The sequence below is a fragment of the Telluria sp. LT1R51-2 genome, assembly GCF_059685775.1.
On sequence record NZ_JCASIM010000001.1, the window covers coordinates 1,385,310 to 1,402,552 of the forward strand.

At 64.2% G+C, this 17,243-nt stretch carries 17 protein-coding genes; 5 read left to right on the forward strand and 12 right to left on the reverse strand.

Annotation, left to right across the window (positions count from 1 at the left end):
* Nucleotides 1-2: 2 nt before the first annotated feature.
* Nucleotides 3-635: a 1-acyl-sn-glycerol-3-phosphate acyltransferase gene (locus AC56LH_RS06245; protein WP_499644901.1), complete on the reverse strand. Its 633-nt coding sequence runs from the start codon at nucleotides 633-635 to the stop codon at nucleotides 3-5.
* 190 nt (nucleotides 636-825) lie between these two features.
* On the opposite strand from AC56LH_RS06245, the gene arsC reads away from it, so the two are divergent.
* Nucleotides 826-1,173, forward strand: coding sequence for an arsenate reductase (glutaredoxin) (arsC, locus tag AC56LH_RS06250; RefSeq protein WP_499644905.1), 348 nt, complete (start codon nucleotides 826-828; stop codon nucleotides 1,171-1,173).
* Here arsC and AC56LH_RS06255 read toward each other — a convergent pair.
* The 6 genes from AC56LH_RS06255 to AC56LH_RS06280 all read right to left on the reverse strand — a co-directional run bounded on the left by AC56LH_RS06255 (nucleotide 1,148) and on the right by AC56LH_RS06280 (nucleotide 7,822).
* Nucleotides 1,148-1,609: an acyl-CoA thioesterase gene (locus AC56LH_RS06255; RefSeq protein WP_499644908.1), complete on the reverse strand. Its 462-nt coding sequence runs from the start codon at nucleotides 1,607-1,609 to the stop codon at nucleotides 1,148-1,150. The two genes, arsC and AC56LH_RS06255, sit on opposite strands and share 26 nt — an antisense overlap.
* A 95-nt stretch (nucleotides 1,610-1,704) precedes the next feature.
* A complete protein-coding gene (locus tag AC56LH_RS06260) occupies nucleotides 1,705-2,442 on the reverse strand; it encodes a hypothetical protein (protein ID WP_499644909.1) in 738 nt (245 codons plus the stop codon).
* Nucleotides 2,443-2,470: 28 nt separating this feature from the next.
* Nucleotides 2,471-5,125 carry an aminopeptidase N gene (gene pepN / locus AC56LH_RS06265; RefSeq protein ID WP_499644910.1) on the reverse strand — a complete coding sequence of 885 codons (2,655 nt, stop codon included), beginning with the start codon at nucleotides 5,123-5,125 and terminating at the stop codon, nucleotides 2,471-2,473.
* Nucleotides 5,126-5,313: 188 nt separating this feature from the next.
* Complete coding sequence (locus tag AC56LH_RS06270) at nucleotides 5,314-6,282, reverse strand: IS1595 family transposase (RefSeq protein ID WP_499644911.1); 969 nt, start codon at nucleotides 6,280-6,282, stop codon at nucleotides 5,314-5,316.
* Between the two features lie 172 nt (nucleotides 6,283-6,454).
* A complete protein-coding gene (locus AC56LH_RS06275; RefSeq protein ID WP_499644912.1) occupies nucleotides 6,455-7,516 on the reverse strand; it encodes an alkene reductase in 1,062 nt (353 codons plus the stop codon).
* A gap of 9 nt (nucleotides 7,517-7,525) precedes the next feature.
* Nucleotides 7,526-7,822, reverse strand: coding sequence for an ArsR/SmtB family transcription factor (locus AC56LH_RS06280; protein ID WP_499644914.1), 297 nt, complete (start codon nucleotides 7,820-7,822; stop codon nucleotides 7,526-7,528).
* Between the two features lie 149 nt (nucleotides 7,823-7,971).
* Here AC56LH_RS06280 and sugE point away from each other — a divergent pair, with 149 nt between their 5' ends.
* Entirely contained in the window at nucleotides 7,972-8,292 is a 321-nt protein-coding gene (sugE, locus tag AC56LH_RS06285; RefSeq protein ID WP_499574491.1) for a quaternary ammonium compound efflux SMR transporter SugE, read from the forward strand.
* 16 nt (nucleotides 8,293-8,308) lie between these two features.
* On the opposite strand, the gene AC56LH_RS06290 is transcribed toward sugE, so the two are convergent.
* Complete coding sequence (locus AC56LH_RS06290) at nucleotides 8,309-9,283, reverse strand: succinylglutamate desuccinylase/aspartoacylase family protein (RefSeq protein WP_499644916.1); 975 nt, start codon at nucleotides 9,281-9,283, stop codon at nucleotides 8,309-8,311.
* A 169-nt stretch (nucleotides 9,284-9,452) separates the two neighbouring features.
* Here AC56LH_RS06290 and AC56LH_RS06295 point away from each other — a divergent pair, with 169 nt between their 5' ends.
* Nucleotides 9,453-10,061 carry a hypothetical protein gene (locus AC56LH_RS06295; protein ID WP_499644917.1) on the forward strand — a complete coding sequence of 203 codons (609 nt, stop codon included), beginning with the start codon at nucleotides 9,453-9,455 and terminating at the stop codon, nucleotides 10,059-10,061.
* 28 nt (nucleotides 10,062-10,089) lie between these two features.
* Here AC56LH_RS06295 and AC56LH_RS06300 read toward each other — a convergent pair whose 3' ends face one another.
* The 3 genes from AC56LH_RS06300 to AC56LH_RS06310 all read right to left on the reverse strand — a co-directional run bounded on the left by AC56LH_RS06300 (nucleotide 10,090) and on the right by AC56LH_RS06310 (nucleotide 12,172).
* Nucleotides 10,090-10,560: a hypothetical protein gene (locus AC56LH_RS06300; RefSeq protein WP_499644919.1), complete on the reverse strand. Its 471-nt coding sequence runs from the start codon at nucleotides 10,558-10,560 to the stop codon at nucleotides 10,090-10,092.
* Nucleotides 10,561-10,641: 81 nt separating this feature from the next.
* The gene (locus AC56LH_RS06305; protein ID WP_499648414.1) at nucleotides 10,642-11,436 is read right to left on the reverse strand and encodes a pirin family protein; all 795 of its coding nucleotides are present in this window, start codon (nucleotides 11,434-11,436) and stop codon (nucleotides 10,642-10,644) included.
* 139 nt (nucleotides 11,437-11,575) lie between these two features.
* Entirely contained in the window at nucleotides 11,576-12,172 is a 597-nt protein-coding gene (locus AC56LH_RS06310) for an FMN-dependent NADH-azoreductase (protein WP_499644921.1), read from the reverse strand.
* Nucleotides 12,173-12,280: 108 nt separating this feature from the next.
* On the opposite strand from AC56LH_RS06310, the gene AC56LH_RS06315 reads away from it, so the two are divergent.
* Nucleotides 12,281-13,252, forward strand: coding sequence for a LysR family transcriptional regulator (locus tag AC56LH_RS06315; RefSeq protein WP_499644923.1), 972 nt, complete (start codon nucleotides 12,281-12,283; stop codon nucleotides 13,250-13,252).
* Between the two features lie 6 nt (nucleotides 13,253-13,258).
* Here AC56LH_RS06315 and asd read toward each other — a convergent pair whose 3' ends face one another.
* Nucleotides 13,259-14,092 carry an archaetidylserine decarboxylase gene (gene asd, locus AC56LH_RS06320; RefSeq protein ID WP_499648416.1) on the reverse strand — a complete coding sequence of 278 codons (834 nt, stop codon included), beginning with the start codon at nucleotides 14,090-14,092 and terminating at the stop codon, nucleotides 13,259-13,261.
* Between the two features lie 296 nt (nucleotides 14,093-14,388).
* On the opposite strand from asd, the gene AC56LH_RS06325 reads away from it, so the two are divergent.
* On the forward strand, nucleotides 14,389-16,542 hold the full coding sequence (locus tag AC56LH_RS06325; protein WP_499648418.1) for a TonB-dependent receptor plug domain-containing protein: 2,154 nt from the start codon (nucleotides 14,389-14,391) through the stop codon (nucleotides 16,540-16,542).
* Nucleotides 16,543-17,243: the final 701 nt, after the last annotated feature.

Here is a 17,243-nt window from a genome sequence, read left to right on the forward strand (position 1 = left end):
CGTCAGGCGCGCTTGCGCTGCGCCGGCTGTTCGTCGCGCGGTGGCGCCAGCACGATCGGCGCGGCATTCTCCGGGTACAGCGCCTGGCTGTTGACGTATACGGCGCGGATGGCGTCCATGTCGCGCTCGACGTCGCCGGTCGGCGTCATCGTGTCGACGAGGCTCAGTTCTTTCTTGCCATAGTCAAAACGTACCAGCACCATCGGCACATTGGCCGTGACGGCCAGGTGGTAGAAGCCGCTCTTCCAGTTGGGACGGTAGGCGCGCGTGCCTTCGGGCGTGATGCCGATCCAGAACGATGGCGCGGCGAGCATGGTGTCGGCCAGCTGGCGCGTCGCGCCCATCGGTGCGCGGCGATCGACCGGAACACCGCCCCAGTGGCGCATCAGGCGCCCAATCGGGCCCCGGAACAGCGTGTCCTTGGCCAGCCACTTGAACTGCGTGCCCATGGCCCACGTGGCCAGCAGGCCGATCGGGAAATCCCAGTTCGACGTGTGCGGATAGATGACGCAGACGCCGTGCGGCCCTGGCAGCGGTTTGAAGAACACCTTCCAGCCGAAACACTGCAGTACGCGCAGCGCCGCGCGCTGGCGCAGGGTGGGCAGGGCTGCAGGGCGCAGCAGGTAGTCGGTCATCTGGTCTCCAGGGTGGCGTCAACACATCGCAAGGGTTGCAATTGGCTACGCGCAAGAAAATCAAGCGTGCGATTCTAGCCCGTGCGGGGAGGGGGGACAAGCGAAATAGTGATGACGGGTATGCGCTGTGGTTATCATGTACGTATCCCATCCACCACAAACTGACAGGAACAACCCCTTCGCTATGACCATGGCCATCACGATTTACCACAATACCCGCTGCGGAACATCGCGCAACACGCTGGCCGCCATCCGCGATGCCGGTCACGAACCGCAGATCATCGACTACCTGGCCAACCCGCCAACACGAGACACGCTGACCCGCTTGATTGCCGATGCGGGCATCACGGTGCGGGAGGCCGTGCGCAGCAAGGAAGCGGTCTTCACCGAATTGCGGCTGGACCAGCCGGGCTCAGGTGACGCTGCGCTGCTGGACGCGATGCTCGCGCATCCGATCCTGATCGAACGGCCATTTGTCGTGACACCCAACGGCGTGCGGCTATGCCGGCCGTTTACGCGCGTGCACGAGATTCTTTAGGCGGCCCGCCCACGATCACGGGCATGTACGTGTTCAGGAATTCGGCGGGCATGCGGCGCGGCCGGCCGCTCGAGAGTTCGATGCAGACCAGGTCCCAGCGGCCGCGCAGCACGGTGGCGCCATCGCTGTCGCGCACGAGCTGGAAGCGCCGTTCCATCGACAGCTTCCCATCGCCGCCAACAAGCCAGGTGGCCAGGCGCAGCGCTTCGCCAACGAATGTGGGCAGCAGGTAATCGTATTCGCCGCGCCGGATTGCCATCGCCCGGTCCAGGCGCTGGTAGTCGTCGAGTGACAGGCCAAGGCTGTCGGAGTGCGCCCAGCCGGCCTGCTCGCACCAGCGCACATACACGGCATTGTTGGTGTGGTTCAGGCCATCGATGTCACCGGCCTGCGGCGTCACCGCCAGGATGAACGGTTGCGGATAATCCCAGTCCAATATGCTGTCTCCGTGAGCGGCAGGGGGCCGCAAGTTCGGCCATTTTACGGCAGGGCAGCGTAACGGTGGATGGCGACTGTGCGGCCCGTCAGTGGTCAGTCGGGTTTGAAGTCCACCCGGGTCGGGCATCGGACCGTGCCAGCAAAGCCGCCGCCACCAGCCTTGTCGAACAGCGCCGCGCCGCCAGCCTGGGCGCCGAACGGGCTTGGCCTGATGTCGCCACCGGTGCGGCACCAGATGCGCCCGCCCAGGCGGAAGCGGTACACGATGACACCGTCCGGCGCCGTATAACTTTCGGATACCAGCGTGCGCGATATGTCCACGCGGGCGTTGCCGACGGCCTGCGCGAAGCGCTCCCATTTGTTGTCGCCGGGTTCAAGTGGCGCCAGCTTCCCCTTGCGCAGCTCGTGATCGACCGCGCCTGCCGTGCGTTTGCCGCGGCTGGCCAGGCTGTCGTCGCCTGTGGCAATGCCTTCTTGTGCTGATGCTGAAGGGGTGGGGAACGGATCTGCAGCCGGTTCGCTCGTGGCTGCAGGCGGCGCAGTGTCAGCTGGCGCTGGCGTGATCGGTTGTGGCGCCACTGGCGGTGCGGCAGGGGCGGCGCGCGCAGTGGTTGCCTGCGCCGCGCGCGGTCGTGATGACGATGCGGCAGCCGGCGCAGCGGAAGAACGAGAAGGCGCAGGCGCCAGCACCGCCACCACGATGAATTCGCGGGGCGCCGACACAATCGCCGGCAGCACCCGCACACCCGTCGCCTGCAACCACCACCAGCCCAGCAGCAGGTGCAGGCCAAGGGTGAGCGCAAGCGGCCAGTTGGGCCTGCGGCGTGGCATCAGGACCCCGGCAGCCAGCATGCGGCGATCAGCCTTTTGGTGCGCTCAGCTTTGCCTTGATCGCCACGCAGCGCTGATCGTCCTGCAGCGTGTCCAGCAGCGTGCGGCGCGTGAACGCCGACAGATCCGTCATCGTGGTTGCTGCGCGGCTCAGGCGCTCCACGCTTTGCGGCGTGCAGGTTGCCGGGATCATCGTGCCCGCGTACGCGCGCATGAAGACCGGGCCGCCCGTCTTGTCCACCTGCGGCAGACGCGCCAGGCGCGCATCGGCATCGCGCTCATTGAGCGCGCCCTGTTCGGCCGGGAAGATGCTGCCCATCGCGGTGCGGATGCGCGAGAACGGCAACGTCGTCTTCTGGTCTTCGATCTGCTTGACCCAGTCCGCCTTGACGGCGGCGTCGGGGCGGATGACGGTCGCTGCCACGGCCGCGATCTGGCCGGCGTCCGACTTGTCGCGCGCGGACTCCTGCGCGATCAGGTCGAACGCGCCCGGGTAGTTGTAGCGGTTCAGGCGCGCGATGATCGACCAGCGCTGCGGCTGGCCCACCGGCACGCCGGCCGCATCGACCTGGCCGCCCAGGATGCCGGCCAGGCGCGTCAGCGCATCCGGGCTGCTGGCAACGCTCACGTACTGGTTGAACCAGCGGCGCTGGAAGTCGGCATTGCCCTTGTTGGCCTGCACGCCGTCCCATGCCATTTTTTCCAGTGCCAGCGTGGTCTGGCGCGTGTAGGCGTTGTCCAGGTTCATCGCGTCGAGGTAAGCCTTCGACTCGCTGACCTTGCCCAGCACATCGCCCAGCAGCGTGTAATCCTTCTCGAGCGGCGCATTGTTCAGCGCCACGGTGATGAAGTCATTCAGTGGCATCTCGGCGTCGCGCACGCCATCCCACAGGCTCTGCCACAACATCGCGCGCAGCAGCGGATCGTCGACCTTGGCCAGGCTGGTGCGCGCGGTGGCGAACGAGCGCTTGTCCAGCTTGACCTTGGCATAGCCCCAGTCCTGGTAGTTCGGGTACACGAGGTCCGGGCAGGCCGTGCCGTTCATGTCCGGCACCGCGGTCGTGGCGCCCGTGTAGGTGACGGGGACGTTCTTCACGAGCGTCAGCTTGCCGCCGTCGATCTTGAAGGCGCCGATCTGTACGCGCTGTTCGCGCAGCGTCGGCAGGTCCTTCGATGGCGCGGTTTGCGCCAGCGTGAAGTTGCGGATCTTGCCGCCGCTGCAGCTGTAGTTCGCGGCGACGGTGTTCACGCCGGCGTTGTACAGCCACTGCTTGGTCCAGCCGGACAGGTCGCGGCCTGCCGCTTCACCCAGGCTGCCGATGAAATCGTCGAGCGTCGCGTTCTTCCACGAGTACTTGACCAGGTAGTTGTGCACGCCCTTTCGGAACACGTCTTCGCCCAGCAGGTGGCGCAGCTGCTTGAGTGTCGAGCCGCCTTTTGAATAGGTGATCGCATCGATATTGTCGAAGGCATTGCTCGATGACGGCACCGGCACTTCGATCGGGTGCGTGCTCGCCGTCTGGTCCTGAATGTAGGCGTGCTGCTTGCCGCTCTGGTAGAACTTCTGCCACGAATCCTTGAACTCGGTCGATTCGACCGTCGCCAGCACGCCCATGAAGGACGCGAAGCTTTCGTTCAGCCACAGGCCATTCCACCACTTCATGGTCACCAGATTGCCGAACCACTGGTGCGCCATCTCGTGCATGATCACCTCGGTCAGCGACTGCTTCTGCTCGGCCGTCATATTGGCCACGCCATAGCGCGCTTCGGCGAACGTGATCGCGCCGGCGTTTTCCATCGCGCCATACAGGAAGTCCGGGACGATCAGCTGGTCGTACTTTTCGAATGGATACGGGACGCCGAAGTATTCTTCGAAGAAGCCGAGGCCGGCCTTGGTCTGGCGGAACCAGTCTGCCGGGACCACCAGCTTGGCCAGCGACTGGCGCGCGAACAGGCGCATCGGGTACTTGCCGCTGTTGTCTTCCCAGACCTGGTACGGGCCGGCGTGCAGCGAGAAGTTGTACGGGCTAAGGCGCTTGGTGGTCTTGAAGGTCCAGTGGCGGTTCGCGCCACGCTCGTCGATCTTCGTTTCGCGGGTGGTCGTGACCACGTGCCAGTCGCGCGGGGCGGTGACCGATACCGTGTAGCTGGCTTTCAGGTCGGGCTGGTCGAACACGGCAAACATCTGCTGGGCGGCGACGGGCTCGAAGTGCGAATACGTGTAGACGCGGCCATCGGCCGGATCGACCATGCGGTGCAGGCCTTCGCCATTGGTGCTGTGCAGGCGCTCGTAATCGATGACGACCGTGTTGCGGCCCTTGGCCAGGCTGGGCGCGTCGAGCGTGACGAACCATTTGTTGTAGCGCGTGGCGACCGGCTTGCCGTTGACACTGACCGATTTGACGGTGGCGTCCTTCAGGTCGAGCGTGACCGGCGCGTCGACGTCCTTGAGGTCGAACGTGACGGTCGTGGTGCCGGCAAAGGTTTCCTTGCCGGTCAGCGTGAAGTCCAGCACATAGTCCACGTTCGATACGCGCGCGGAGCGGGCAAAGGCGTCGACCTGCGACAGGAACGGCGTCTCGGCGCGCGCGCCCTGAGCCGCCGGCGCAGCATTGACGGCGCCGCTGAAGGCGATGGCGGAAGCGATGGCAAGCGCCATGGCGCGGTGTGCTGGAACGTTCACTGAAAATCCTCTCTCGGTAGGCGCATCGAGATGTGCGCGCAGTAACAATCTAACAATCTAACAATCGCGCAAGAATATCACTAACGTTCGTGGCTGGACACCCATCACGACGATCCTTTTTCACCCATGCATATGGCATACATATGCTTCAATCCAGCGTCAATACGAAAAGAAAGGCGCAGTCAACCTTATCTGTTGATGACGCCGACTGCGATGCAGAACAACTGTTCTGCGGAACTGACCCGCCCACCATCCAGGGCCCAGCGCCATCCCAGGTAATTGGTCAGGTAGCGCGATGCCACTCCGCGAAAGCCTCGTAGCCAGTCCTTGAACCGCCCGTGATACGCGTTCACATTCTGTACGTGGATGGCGCGGCTACCCGAATGCCTGACGCGCACGCCGGCGCGCAGATTGACGGTCTGGTGCGCAATACTGTGCTTGCGTGCGAAGGCCCGGTACGCGGCATGGCTGTCAGTGACCAGGAGCGCCTGCGGATCAAGCCTGGGCAGCAAATCGCGTTCGAGTTGGGTGGCCGTCAGTGCGCCACGCCCAGTAACCGCATCGATGGTGCGGCCATTCCGGTCACGCGCCACCAGGATGCAATCGAGATGGCGGGAAAGACCAGGCTTGGGCGCGCTGCCGCCCCGCCGGCGTGGCGAGCGGTCGAGCGTGCGTGATCCTTTTTGCGATTCGAGGAGGAATGTCTCATCGGCCTCCACGATGCCGTTGAGCGATGCAGGCCGGTCGAATTTGACCCATTCGAGAAAGCGGTGACGCCACCGGAATGCCGTGTTGCGGTGCACGCCGACCCGTTGTGCGCCCTTGCGTACGGACAGTGAATCGAGCAGTACCTGCGAATACGCAAGCCATTTGGCTTTGTGCCTGAGTCGCGCCAGCGGCGTGCCGCTCAGGTCGTTGAACGTGCGGCCACAGGCGCAGCAGCGAAAGCGCTGCAGGTCGTTGGCGAATCCGTGCCGATTGCAGCGTTCGTTGCCACAACTGGGGCAGCAGCGCGCCGGCGCTCTGGCTTGCGCGATCAGTGCGACTACCTGGTCGAGGCCAGCTGCGGGATGCAGGGCGTCGAGCACTTGCCGGCGTTGTGGCTGATTCAGCGCTGGCAAGCTGGCAAACCAGTTCTTGAAACGGGGCGCTTTCATGATCGACTCCTGACACTGGGGACAGGCGTTGGACCATGGGACCGCTGATCAGTTCATAGCTCGGCTCTATTTAACGTTGACTGCGCCAAAAAAAACAGGACCCGCAGGTCCTGTTCGAAGTAGCGCCGCCCCTCGCCGGCGATAGCGGGCGAGGGCGCGGAGAAAGGGGTGCTTACACCGTGGCTGGCAGCGCCGGATAATCGGTGTAGCCGGTCGCGCCCGGATGGTAGAACGTGTCCGGGTTCGGCTTGTTGAGCGGTGCGTTCAGCTGCAGGCGTTCGACCAGGTCCGGGTTGGCGATGTACAGCTGGCCCCACGAGACGGCATCGGCCGTGCCGCTGGCAATCAGTTCCTCGGCCTTTTCCTTGCTCAGCTGCTGGTTCGCGATCCAGACGCCGCCGAATTCCTTCTTGATCATCGGGCCCAGTTCATCCGGGCTTTGGCCTTCGCGGGTGAAGATGAACGCGATCTTGCGTCGGCCCAGTTCACGCGCGACGTAGCCGAAGGTCTCGGCCGGCGTCGAGTCGCCCATGTCGTGCGAGTCGCGTGCCGGCGCCAGGTGCATGCCGACACGGTCAGCGCCCCAGACGTCGATGCAGGCATCGGTCACTTCCAGCAGCAGGCGCGCGCGGTTCTCGATCGAGCCGCCGTAGGCGTCGGTGCGCTGGTTGGTCGAGTCTTGCAGGAACTGGTCGAGCAGGTAGCCATTGGCGCCATGGATTTCCACGCCGTCGAAGCCGGCCAGCTTGGCATTCTCGGCGCCCTTGCGGTAGGCCGACACGATGCCCGGGATTTCTTCCAGGTCCAGCGCGCGCGGGGTGACGTATTCACGCTTCGGGCGCAGCAAGCTCACGTGGCCGTCCGGCTTGATCGCCGATGGGGCCACCGGCAGCTGGCCGTCCAGGAACGAAGGGTCCGAGATGCGGCCGACGTGCCACAGCTGCAAAAAGATGCGGCCACCGGCGGCGTGCACGGCGTCGGTGACCAGCTTCCAGCCTTCGACCTGCTCGTCGGACCAGATGCCCGGCGTGTCGGCGTAGCCCACGCCCATCGGGGTGACCGAGGTGGCTTCGGACAGGATCAGGCCTGCCGAAGCGCGCTGCACGTAGTATTCGGCCATCAGGGCATTGGGGACACGGCCGCTATCGGCGCGCGAGCGGGTCAGCGGTGCCATGACAATGCGGTTTGGCCATTCGAGGGCGCCGACCTTGATCGGATCAAACATGGTAGTCATCTTGTTTTCCTAGATTGCGTCGTTCAATTGGGCGAGGAAGGCCGCAATGGCTTCCTCGTTACGATGATAAAAAACCCACTGGCCGACCCGGCGCGTGCCCACCAGCCCCGCGCGCTGCAGCGTGGCCAGGTGCGCCGACACAGTCGATTGCGACAGGCCGGTGCGCTGATCGATCAGCTTGCAGCACACGCCCATCTCGAGCGGGTGTTCCTGCTCGCTGAAGTGCTGCTGCGGATCCTTCAGCCAGTGCAGGATCTGGCGCCGCACCGGGTTGGCCAGGGCCTTGTGGATCGCGTCAATATCCATCGGGTGGTTCCTTTATATCGGGATCTTTCGATCCGAATATCGTCATCTTACGATATTCAAAAAAAGTCTGCTGGCGACGGGCCGATTTTGGTCCAGGGGGCCGGTGGTATACTCGCCGCCTTTTGACGCGACAACGTGCAAGGAACCCCATGAGCTGGATCTATCTTGTCATCGCCGGCCTGCTCGAAGTGGCCTGGGCCGTCGGCCTGAAATACACGGTGGGCTTCACCCGGCTGTGGCCATCGGTGTTTACGGTGACGACGATGGCGGCCAGCGTCGGCATGCTGGGCCTGGCGCTGCGCCAGCTCCCGCTGGGCACCGCCTATGCCATCTGGACCGGCATCGGCACCGTTGGCACGGCGATCTTCGGCATGCTGATGCTGGGTGAACCGACCGGCGCGCTGCGCCTCCTGGCGATTGCGCTGATCATCAGCGGTATCGTGATGCTCAAGCTGCTGTCGCCGGCGTGACGTCGTGAAGTGACGCTCAGTTCTGTTCGCGTCCGAACACCGGATTCGGGCGGGTGAGGTAATACCACTCGGTGTTGGCAGCGGCGCTGGCGGCCGGGAACAGGATGCGGCCGCCAAATTCGGCGGTCACCGGCGTGCCGTCGGCGCGGGTGCCGATCAGTTCGCCTTCTTCAACCGGATCGAAGCTTTTCCACGGACGCGTGAACGTGTCATCCGCGTGCAGCTTGTCGTGCACGACCACCATCGACAGCGCTTCCATGGCATCAAAATCAACGGGCACCGGGTCGGGCGCGGCGGTCAAGCCCAGGTGCGCCAGCGTATTCATGATCGCGCGGTACGCCACATCGGGCGCGGCCGGATCGTCGTGCTGGCCGGCTTCGAGCGTCAGCGCGTAGCCTCCCGTGCTGCGCATGTATTCGGTCGTGCCCACGCCATAGCGCAACACCGTTTCCAGTTCGTCGGCACTGCGGCTGCGGCGCTGCACGCCGTCGCCATAGGTCGCCAGCCAGCCGTCGACAAAGCGGCGCACGCCCAGGCGGCGCGCCCACGCGCGTTCTTTTTCGGCGTGGCGGAACGGCTGCAGCGTGCCGTCATTGTCGAGCGGACCAACCATCACGAACGGCTCGCCCGTGGCGGCAAACGAGTGGATATCGAGCAGCACATCGTGCTGGCCGAGCAGGGGGCACAGCCAGTTCGCGATCTGGTCTTCGAAATCCTGCGGGTTCGCCTTCGGGAACAGGTCACGGTTCAGGTTGCGGTCGCCATTGCGCGTGACTTGCTGGTATGCCAGCGGATTGACGATCGGCACGAACGTCACGCTGCCGGCGGCGATGTGCAGCGCGCCGCTGTCGATCTCGTCCATCACGCGCCGGATGGCTTTGGTACCGCACACCTCGTTACCGTGGGTCGCGCCCATGATGATGACGCGCGGGCCTGGCTGCAGGCCGGTGTAGTTGATGGATTTGAACTGGAACTGGCGGGCGGAGGTCATGAGGTCTGGGCGGGAAGGGAAATGTGGCGATATTCTAGCGGGAAACCCTGGCCTGACAACAGGTTTGTGCAAGCGCAAGCGACGGGTATGTTCGGGGCACGCTTGCGCTGCGCGCGAGTCTGACAGGCAGACTACCCGAGCGATGCCCGGGGTCGCACCAGGAGCTGCCATGTTCCGCGTCCTCCTCATGCTTGCCGTTTTTTCTGCGTTAGCGGGTTGCGCCGCGACGGCGGGCACGTTCTTCAATCGTCCCGTGGTCGAGGACGACATCGGTCAAGTCGTTCGAACGGTGTCGTTGTCGGCCGACCGGCGCACGGTGATCGTTGCCGCGCCAGAGCATCCGCAACCGCGTTTTTGCGCCGAGCCGCCGCCGGACACTGCAGCGAGCGTCAAGGCAAGCATCGATACCGCCCTCACGGTGCCTGGCAAAAGCGTGACCCTCAAAGACGACTTCAGCACCGCCGTTACGGTCCTGGCATCGCGCAATGCACCGCTCGATGCGTTTCGCACGGGCATGTTCGCGCTGTGCCAGTTCTACCTGAACGGGGCGATCAAGCCGGAGAACGTCGAGCCACTGTTCAGGGTATTGCTCAAGACGTTCGAGACGACGCAGAACTTCGTCAATGCTGCGGTGTCGCCCCCCAAACCGCAGACGGACAAGCCGGCCGATGCTGCAGGTGCAGGTGCAGGTGCAGGTACAGGTACAGGGGCCAGGGCAGCGTCAGGCACCGCTGCAGGTGTCAGTGCAGGTGCGGCGGCGCAGCCGGCAAAAGGCTAGCGCATTCCGTGGCGCATCCGGTGGCGCGTTATCCGTGTGCGTCGATCACGCCAAAGCCGGCCGGCGCATCGCCCAGATACGCCAGCACCGCATGCGCCTGGATATTCGCATCGAACTGCGCGTTGGCCGCGATCGTCGCGCGCAGGCCCGGCACGATGTCCGGCGTGTGCGGCTGACGGTACGCCTTGATCAGCAGCGCCACCAGATCGGCCGGCGCGTCAGCACGGCGCAGGCGCGCTTCGATGATGGCCAGGAGCGCGCGCTGCATGCGGGGCGTGGGATTGCGGATCTCGCCGAACACATAGGGCGTGTTGGTGATGGCCGCGCAGACGATGGTTTCCATCCGCTCGGCCTTCAGGTCGGACGGGATGTCGAAGTACGCCTTGTTCCAGCGGGTGTATGGGGAAGCGTGTCCGCGCGGGAAGCGGTCGGCGTTTTCCAGCCCCAGCGCGTAGCTGGCGCGGGCGAGCAGGTCGCCCAGGGTGTCTAGCAGTGCCATGGCAGGCTGTGTTGCGCTTGTGTCATCCCGGAAGTGTAGCGCATGCCTGCCAGGTGCGCAGGATGGCCGCTGACCAAGCGCTTACGCGAAACGCCCGGCGCGAAAATCCTCGACCGCCTGGTGCAGCTCGGCCTGGGTATTCATCACGAACGGTCCGTACTGCGCGATCGGCTCGCTCAAAGGGCGCCCGGCCAGTACCAGCAGGCGTGTGGGTGCGATCGCCTTGATCCGAACGCCGTCGGCGCCGGCGGCATTGTCGAGGATCGCCATGCGCGTTTGCGGCACGCCTTTGCCGTCGATGACCGCTTCCCCGCGAAACACATACACGAACGCATTGTGCCCCGCTGGAATCGGTTGTTCGAACGTCACGCCGGCCGGGATCTCGAGGTCGAGATACAGCGGCTCGGTATGCGCCCGCTGCACTGCGCCGTCGATGCCGTGCGTGTGGCCGGCGATTACCTGCACGGTCACGCCGTCAGGCGTTGTCAGGCGCGGCACTTCTTCAAGCGGGATGTCGCGGTACCACGGCGCCGTCATCTTCTCGCTCGCGGGCAGATTGAGCCACAGCTGGAAGCCTTCCATCAGACCGGCATTCTGCTCCGGCATTTCGGAGTGGATCACGCCGCGCCCGGCCGTCATCCACTGCACGCCGCCATCGGTGACCAGGCCTTCGTTGCCGGCGCTGTCACGATGGCGCATGCGCCCGGCCAGCATGTAGGTAATGGTTTCGAAACCCCGGTGCGGGTGCTCGGGAAAGCCGGCGATGTAGTCGCCAGGCTTGTCGCTGCCGAAAGCGTCGAGCATCAGGAACGGGTCCAGGCGGCGCTGCAGGGGACCCGTCAGGATGCGGTTGATGCGTACGCCCGCGCCGTCCATCACGAACTGCCCGTTGATGATGCGCTCGACGCCGCGGCTTTTGACGAGAGGCGCCGTGGTGACCGGATGGGTGACAGTGCTGGTCAATCTGTTCTCCTGGTGGTTGCGCCACCTGACGGTGGCTTGGGTGTTACCGGTATTACGCCAGTGCCGCTTCGATGGCGGCGTTGGCCGCGGCCTGGCCCGCAGCCACAGCATCAGGGCCCATCGCCATGCCCGACGAGTAGATATAGGTCTGGTCGACCAGGCCCAGGAAGCCCAGCAGCGCGCGCATTTGCGGCACTTGCGGATCCTGCGTTTCTTCGTACACACCACCACGCGCTGCGGCCACGTAGACCTTCTTGTTCTTGAGCAGGCCTTCCGGACCAGTCTCGGTATAGCGGAACGTCACACCAGCGCGGGCAATGGCGTCGAACCAGCTTTTCAGCTGCACCGGCATCGAGAAGTTGTACATCGGTGCGCCCAGCACGATCACGTCGGCCGCCTGCGCTTCCAGGATCAACACGTCGTCCTGCTCCACACGCGCCAGTTGCGCAGCGGTGCGCTGCTCGCCTGGCGTGAACAGCGCGCCCAGGGCCGCGCCGTCGAGCAGCGGCACCGGGGCAGCGCCCAGGTCGCGGCGCACGATAGTCGCGCCCGGGTTGGCGGCGACCAGCTTGTCGACGATCTGCTGCGTGACGCGGGTCGATTCGGAGGCGTCGCCGCGGATGCTCGAGGTGATGTGCAGGATGTTCATGGTGGTGGTCCCTTCGTGGTTGGAGTTGCGATGGGTCTACTTTAGTCTTTCCAAAAACAATGCGAAAGCCCTTAAAATGGATAACATTATTCTGCTGATGGGACAATCATGGATGTCGAACCGAATGACCTGCTGCTGTTCGCCCGCATCGTCGAGGCAGGCAGCTTCACGCGCGCGGCCGAGCGCGTCAATTTGCCGAAGTCGACGGTCTCGCGCCGTCTGGCGCTGCTCGAAACGACGCTCGGTGAGCGCCTGCTGCAGCGCACGACGCGCAAGTTGGTGGTGACGGAATTCGGCGCCAGCCTGTATGAGCACGCGCGGCGCCTGGCCGACGAAGTGGAGGCGGCCGGCGCACTGGCCCAGCACCGCCAGGGCGAGCCAAGCGGCAAGCTGCGCATCTCGGCGCCGGGCGACTTTGCCAACAGCAGCCTGAACCACGTGATCGCGCGCTTTCTCGAACGTTATCCTTCCGTGACGCTCGAGATGGACCTGACGCCGCGCCGCGTCGACCTGGTGGCAGAGAATTTCGACATCGCCATCCGCATGGGCGACTTGCCGGACGACGCCACGCTCAGCGCGCGCCCCTTTATCCTTGAGCAGCCGGGCCTGTTCGCATCACCGGCCTACCTGGCGCGCCACGGGATTCCCGAACATCCGGACGACCTGGCGACGCACGACGTGCTGTGCATCCTGAGCCGTACTGGCGGCGCGATGCCATGGACGCTGATTCGCGGTAAGGTGCGCTGGCAGCGCGCGCTGCAGAGTCGGCTGACGGCCAATTCACCGGACCTGCTGGCGCGCATTGCCGTGCGCGGCGCCGGGATCGCGCGCAGCTCCACGCTGTTTGCCGAACCGTATGTGCAGACGGGTGAACTGGTGCGGGTGCTGCCCGAATGGGAAATGCCGACCGCGAATGGCTGGGCCGTGTTCCCGAGCCGCAAGCTGATGCCGGCCAAGACGCGCGCATTTCTGGCAATGATGGAAGAAACCTGTACGGCCCATGGTCACGGGCCGGAACAGATCGCTGCGGCCTTCAGGGCGAAGGCTGCATTGGAAGAGGGTGCGTCGGACGTTGCCTGAGACCGGTCAGCGCAGCGGCCGGTTGCCCATCACGTCGCCCAGGCGTACCTTGCCCTCGGGCGCCCAGGCCGGATTGAAGCGGATCGCGCCTTTCTGGAACAGCATCACGACGGTCGAACCCAGCAGGAAGCGGCCCATCTCGTCGCCTTTTTTCAACGTCACCTGGCCCGGCTCGTATTGCCAGTCGCAGATGCGCGCCATGCGCGGCGGATTGACGACGCCATGCCAGACGGTGGCCATGCTGCCGACGATGGTTGCGCCCACGAGCGTCATCACGAATGGGCCGAATTCGTCGCTGTCGAACACGCACACGACGCGCTCGTTGCGCGCGAACAGCCCCGGCACGCCGCGCGCCGTCGTCGGATTCACCGAAAACAACTTGCCCGGCACATAGATCATGCGCGTCAGGCGGCCATCGCATGGCATGTGGATGCGGTGGTAATCCTTCGGGCTCAGGTAGACGTTGGCGAAGTGGCCGTGCTGGAAGTGCGCCGCCAGCGCCTGGTCGCCGCCGACCAGCTCGGCCGTCGTGAACTTGTGGCCCTTGGCCTGGAAGATCTGGTGGTCATCGATGTCGCCGAACTGGCTGATCGCGCCGTCGACCGGGCACACGTAATCGGCCTGCGCCAGCGGGCGCACGCCATCGCGTAGGGCGCGCGTGAAGAACTCGTTGAAGCTCGGGTAGCTGGCAATGTCCGGATTGGCCGCTTCGCTCATGTCGACGCCATATTTGCCCACGAACCAACGGATCAGGCCAGTCGTCATCGACCCACCACGGTGGCCGGCGACGCGGCCGGCGAGGTTGGTCATTGCCTGCTTCGGCATCACATATTGGGGCAGGACTTTGAGTCGGGACACGGTCGATCGCCTTTCGTGGAAAAGTGCGCATTATAGCTGGGCATGTCAGACGGAAATTCTGTTGCCGCTTTTAACACTGTTGAGGCGAGTGTACCGCAGGTAGCCGGGGGATGGCGGACAGTGCAAGCATGCGCTTCCGTATTACTCCCAATTTCCATAAGGTAGCAATTGAGAGTGCGACTCTAGCGAATTATAAATTTCTATATTTACGTTTACATTTTGCTACGAAGTGGCATATTCTGAACCGGCCTGTTCAATAGCCTGGAGAAGCCGCCGTGATGAAACTGCCAACGCCCCGCACCGTGTCTTTGTTGTTCGCTGCAAGCCTGCCGCTACCGGCGGCTGCTCAGACCGAGCCTGGCATCCCGCAGGTGGACATCCGGGGCAGCGCTGCCGGCTACGATGCGCGTCGCGACGATACCGCGACCCGCATCGTCATCAAGCGCGACGAACTCACGCGCTACGGCGACCGCTCGATCCTGGATGCGTTGCGACGTGTACCCGGGGTGACGGTCGATGGCAGCAGCGGCCAGGGCGGAACGATCCAGTTGCGTGGCCTGGGCGCCGGCTACACGCAGGTACTGATCAACGGCGAGCGGACACCTGGCAACTTCAGCTTCGACACGCTGTCGCCCGAGGTGGTCGAGCGCATCGAAGTACTGCGCGCCGCGACGGCAGACCTGTCGACGCAGGCGGTGGCCGGCACGGTCAACATCGTCCTTCGCCACGTGGCCAAGACCAGGGAGCGCGAGCTCAAGCTGGGCGTGCTCGGTTCGGATGTGTTCAGGGGGCCGAACGCGTCCCTGCAACTGAGCGACCGGCGCGAGGGCTTCGCGTGGTCGCTGGCCGGCGATGGCGTGAGCGAACGGTTCGATCGCGTCAATGGCATGGTCCTGGAAAACACGGGAACCGACCGCGCGGTCGACCTGCTGCGCACGACGGCGACCGATGAACGTGGCCGCATGCGACGCCTGAACCTGACGCCGCGCCTGGAATGGACACTGGCTGGCGGCGACAAGATCACGTCCGAGACGTTTGTGAACGTGACCCGGTTTCGCAACCGTGGCCATGCCCTTGTCACCACGCTGATCGGCGGCCCGCCACCCGCACCCGACCTGGTCACGCACTACCGCGCCGATGACGAAACGGCGCGCACGGATCTTCGCTGGAGCAGGGGCTTTCCGTCCGGCGCCAGCATCGAAGCCAAGCTTGGCCTGACGGGTGAGCGTAGCGAGAACGTGAGTCTGCGCGCTGGGCGCGACGCGGCCGGCAATCCCGAGACCGATGGCCGTATCGACGGTGCGCGGCGCGACCGGGGCGTCAATTCGACCGGCAAGGCCATGCGCAAACTCGGCAGCGGTCACGCGCTTGCCACTGGCTGGGACGGCAGCGTCACGTGGCGCGACGAGACGCGCATCGAGCAGGATCGTGTGCGCACGTTCCCGTCCGGGCTGGCGCTGGACGAAACGTTTGACGCGCGCGTGACCCGGCTGGCCATGTATGCGCAGGACGAGTGGGACATCACGTCGCACTGGTCGATGTACCTGGGGCTGCGCTGGGAGGGCATCCGCACGCGCGCTTCCGGCAATTCGTTTGCCTCGACCCGCTCCGGTTCCGGGGTCTGGAGTCCGGTTATGCAGACCTTGTGGAAGATCCCGGGCCGCAAGGGCGACCAGGTGCGCTTTGCACTCACGCGCACTTACAAGGAGCCGGACTTGTGGAACCTGCTGCCGCGGCGCCAGGCGTTCGAAAACAACAGCGCCACCGAGGCCGACTTCCAGGGCAATCCGAACCTCAAGCCCGAACTGGCGTGGGGCGTCGACGCCGGGTACGAGCATTACTGGGCCGAGAACGCGATGGTGTCGCTCGCCACCTCGCTGCGCCGGATCGACGACTACACGAGCAACCGCATCTACTTTGACGGTTACCGCTGGATCTTCACGCCGGTCAACGACGGCCGCGCCGAGACCCGCTCAGTGGAGCTGGAAACGAAGTTTCCGCTCAAGTCCCTGTTTGCAGGTGCGCCGGAGATTGACGTGCGGGCGGGCGTGGCGCGTCACTGGTCGCGCGTCGAAGCGGTACCCGGCCCCGATAACCGTCTCGAACGGCAAACGCCGCTATCGGCCAACCTGGGAATCGACTACCGCCGCGGCGCACTGACGCTGGGCAGCAGCGTAGCGCACAAACGCAATGGTCTGGTGCGCGTGACCGCCAATCGCGGTTATTACACCGCGCCCCGCACCGACCTGGATGCGTACGCCGCCTGGCGCATCGATACAAAGCGCTTGCTGCGGCTGTCGCTAACCAATCTGCTGCGCGAGAATGAAGGCTTCGAGCCGTCGTACGCCGACCCGGTGACAGGACTGGAAAGACGCCGCTTCTACTTCGCCGGCCCGCTGCGCGCCACGCTCACGTATCAGCTGGCATTTTGATGGCGCTAAACATCGGGGTCATAAACATCGGGGTCAGGTCTGACATCCAGACACGACCTCAGCACTAAACATCGGGGTCAAAACATCGGGGTCAGGTCTGACATTCGGACACGACCTCATCACTACGTTCTCAAACAAAGGCAATAACTTCCGGACTGGTAACATTGGGGTCAGGTCTGACATTCGGACACGACCTCAGCACTAAACATCGAAACATCGGGGTCAGGAACATCGGGGTCAGGTCTGACATTCAGACACGACCTCAGCACTAAACATCGGGGTCAGGTCTGACATTCGGACACGACCTCATCACTACGTTCTCAAACAAAGGCAATAACTTCCGGGCTCGTATCTAAACCCACGTTGGAATTGCGAAACATCGGGGTCAGGTCTGACATTCAGACACGACCTCAGCACTAAACATCGGGGTCAGGTCTGACATTCGCACACGACCTCATCACTACGTTCTCAAACAAAGGCAATAACTTCCGGACTGGTATCTAAACCCACGTTGGAATTGCGCAATCATTATCCAGGCAAGTGCCTAATGCTGAGGTCGTGTCCAAATGTCAGACCTGACCCCGGCTTTGGGCTGGGCGCTGGTTTTCGTTCATTCTGTGGCTGCGGAAGTAGCGCCAGGCGACGATCAGTGCCAGGAACATTGGGGTCAGGTCTGACATTCAGACACGACCTCATCACTA

Coding starts and splice junctions, on each gene's coding strand:
- AC56LH_RS06245 (WP_499644901.1), bottom strand. CDS start 635: ATGACCGACTACCTGCTGCGCCCTGCAGCCCTGCCCACCCTGCGCCAG.
- AC56LH_RS06300 (WP_499644919.1), bottom strand. CDS start 10,560: ATGGCACTGCTAGACACCCTGGGCGACCTGCTCGCCCGCGCCAGCTAC.
- AC56LH_RS06280 (WP_499644914.1), bottom strand. CDS start 7,822: ATGGATATTGACGCGATCCACAAGGCCCTGGCCAACCCGGTGCGGCGC.
- AC56LH_RS06270 (WP_499644911.1), bottom strand. CDS start 6,282: ATGAAAGCGCCCCGTTTCAAGAACTGGTTTGCCAGCTTGCCAGCGCTG.
- AC56LH_RS06275 (WP_499644912.1), bottom strand. CDS start 7,516: ATGACTACCATGTTTGATCCGATCAAGGTCGGCGCCCTCGAATGGCCA.
- AC56LH_RS06325 (WP_499648418.1), top strand. CDS start 14,389: ATGAAACTGCCAACGCCCCGCACCGTGTCTTTGTTGTTCGCTGCAAGC.
- AC56LH_RS06260 (WP_499644909.1), bottom strand. CDS start 2,442: ATGCCACGCCGCAGGCCCAACTGGCCGCTTGCGCTCACCCTTGGCCTG.
- AC56LH_RS06295 (WP_499644917.1), top strand. CDS start 9,453: ATGTTCCGCGTCCTCCTCATGCTTGCCGTTTTTTCTGCGTTAGCGGGT.
- AC56LH_RS06305 (WP_499648414.1), bottom strand. CDS start 11,436: ATGGACGGCGCGGGCGTACGCATCAACCGCATCCTGACGGGTCCCCTG.
- AC56LH_RS06310 (WP_499644921.1), bottom strand. CDS start 12,172: ATGAACATCCTGCACATCACCTCGAGCATCCGCGGCGACGCCTCCGAA.
- arsC (WP_499644905.1), top strand. CDS start 826: ATGGCCATCACGATTTACCACAATACCCGCTGCGGAACATCGCGCAAC.
- sugE (WP_499574491.1), top strand. CDS start 7,972: ATGAGCTGGATCTATCTTGTCATCGCCGGCCTGCTCGAAGTGGCCTGG.
- AC56LH_RS06290 (WP_499644916.1), bottom strand. CDS start 9,283: ATGACCTCCGCCCGCCAGTTCCAGTTCAAATCCATCAACTACACCGGC.
- AC56LH_RS06315 (WP_499644923.1), top strand. CDS start 12,281: ATGGATGTCGAACCGAATGACCTGCTGCTGTTCGCCCGCATCGTCGAG.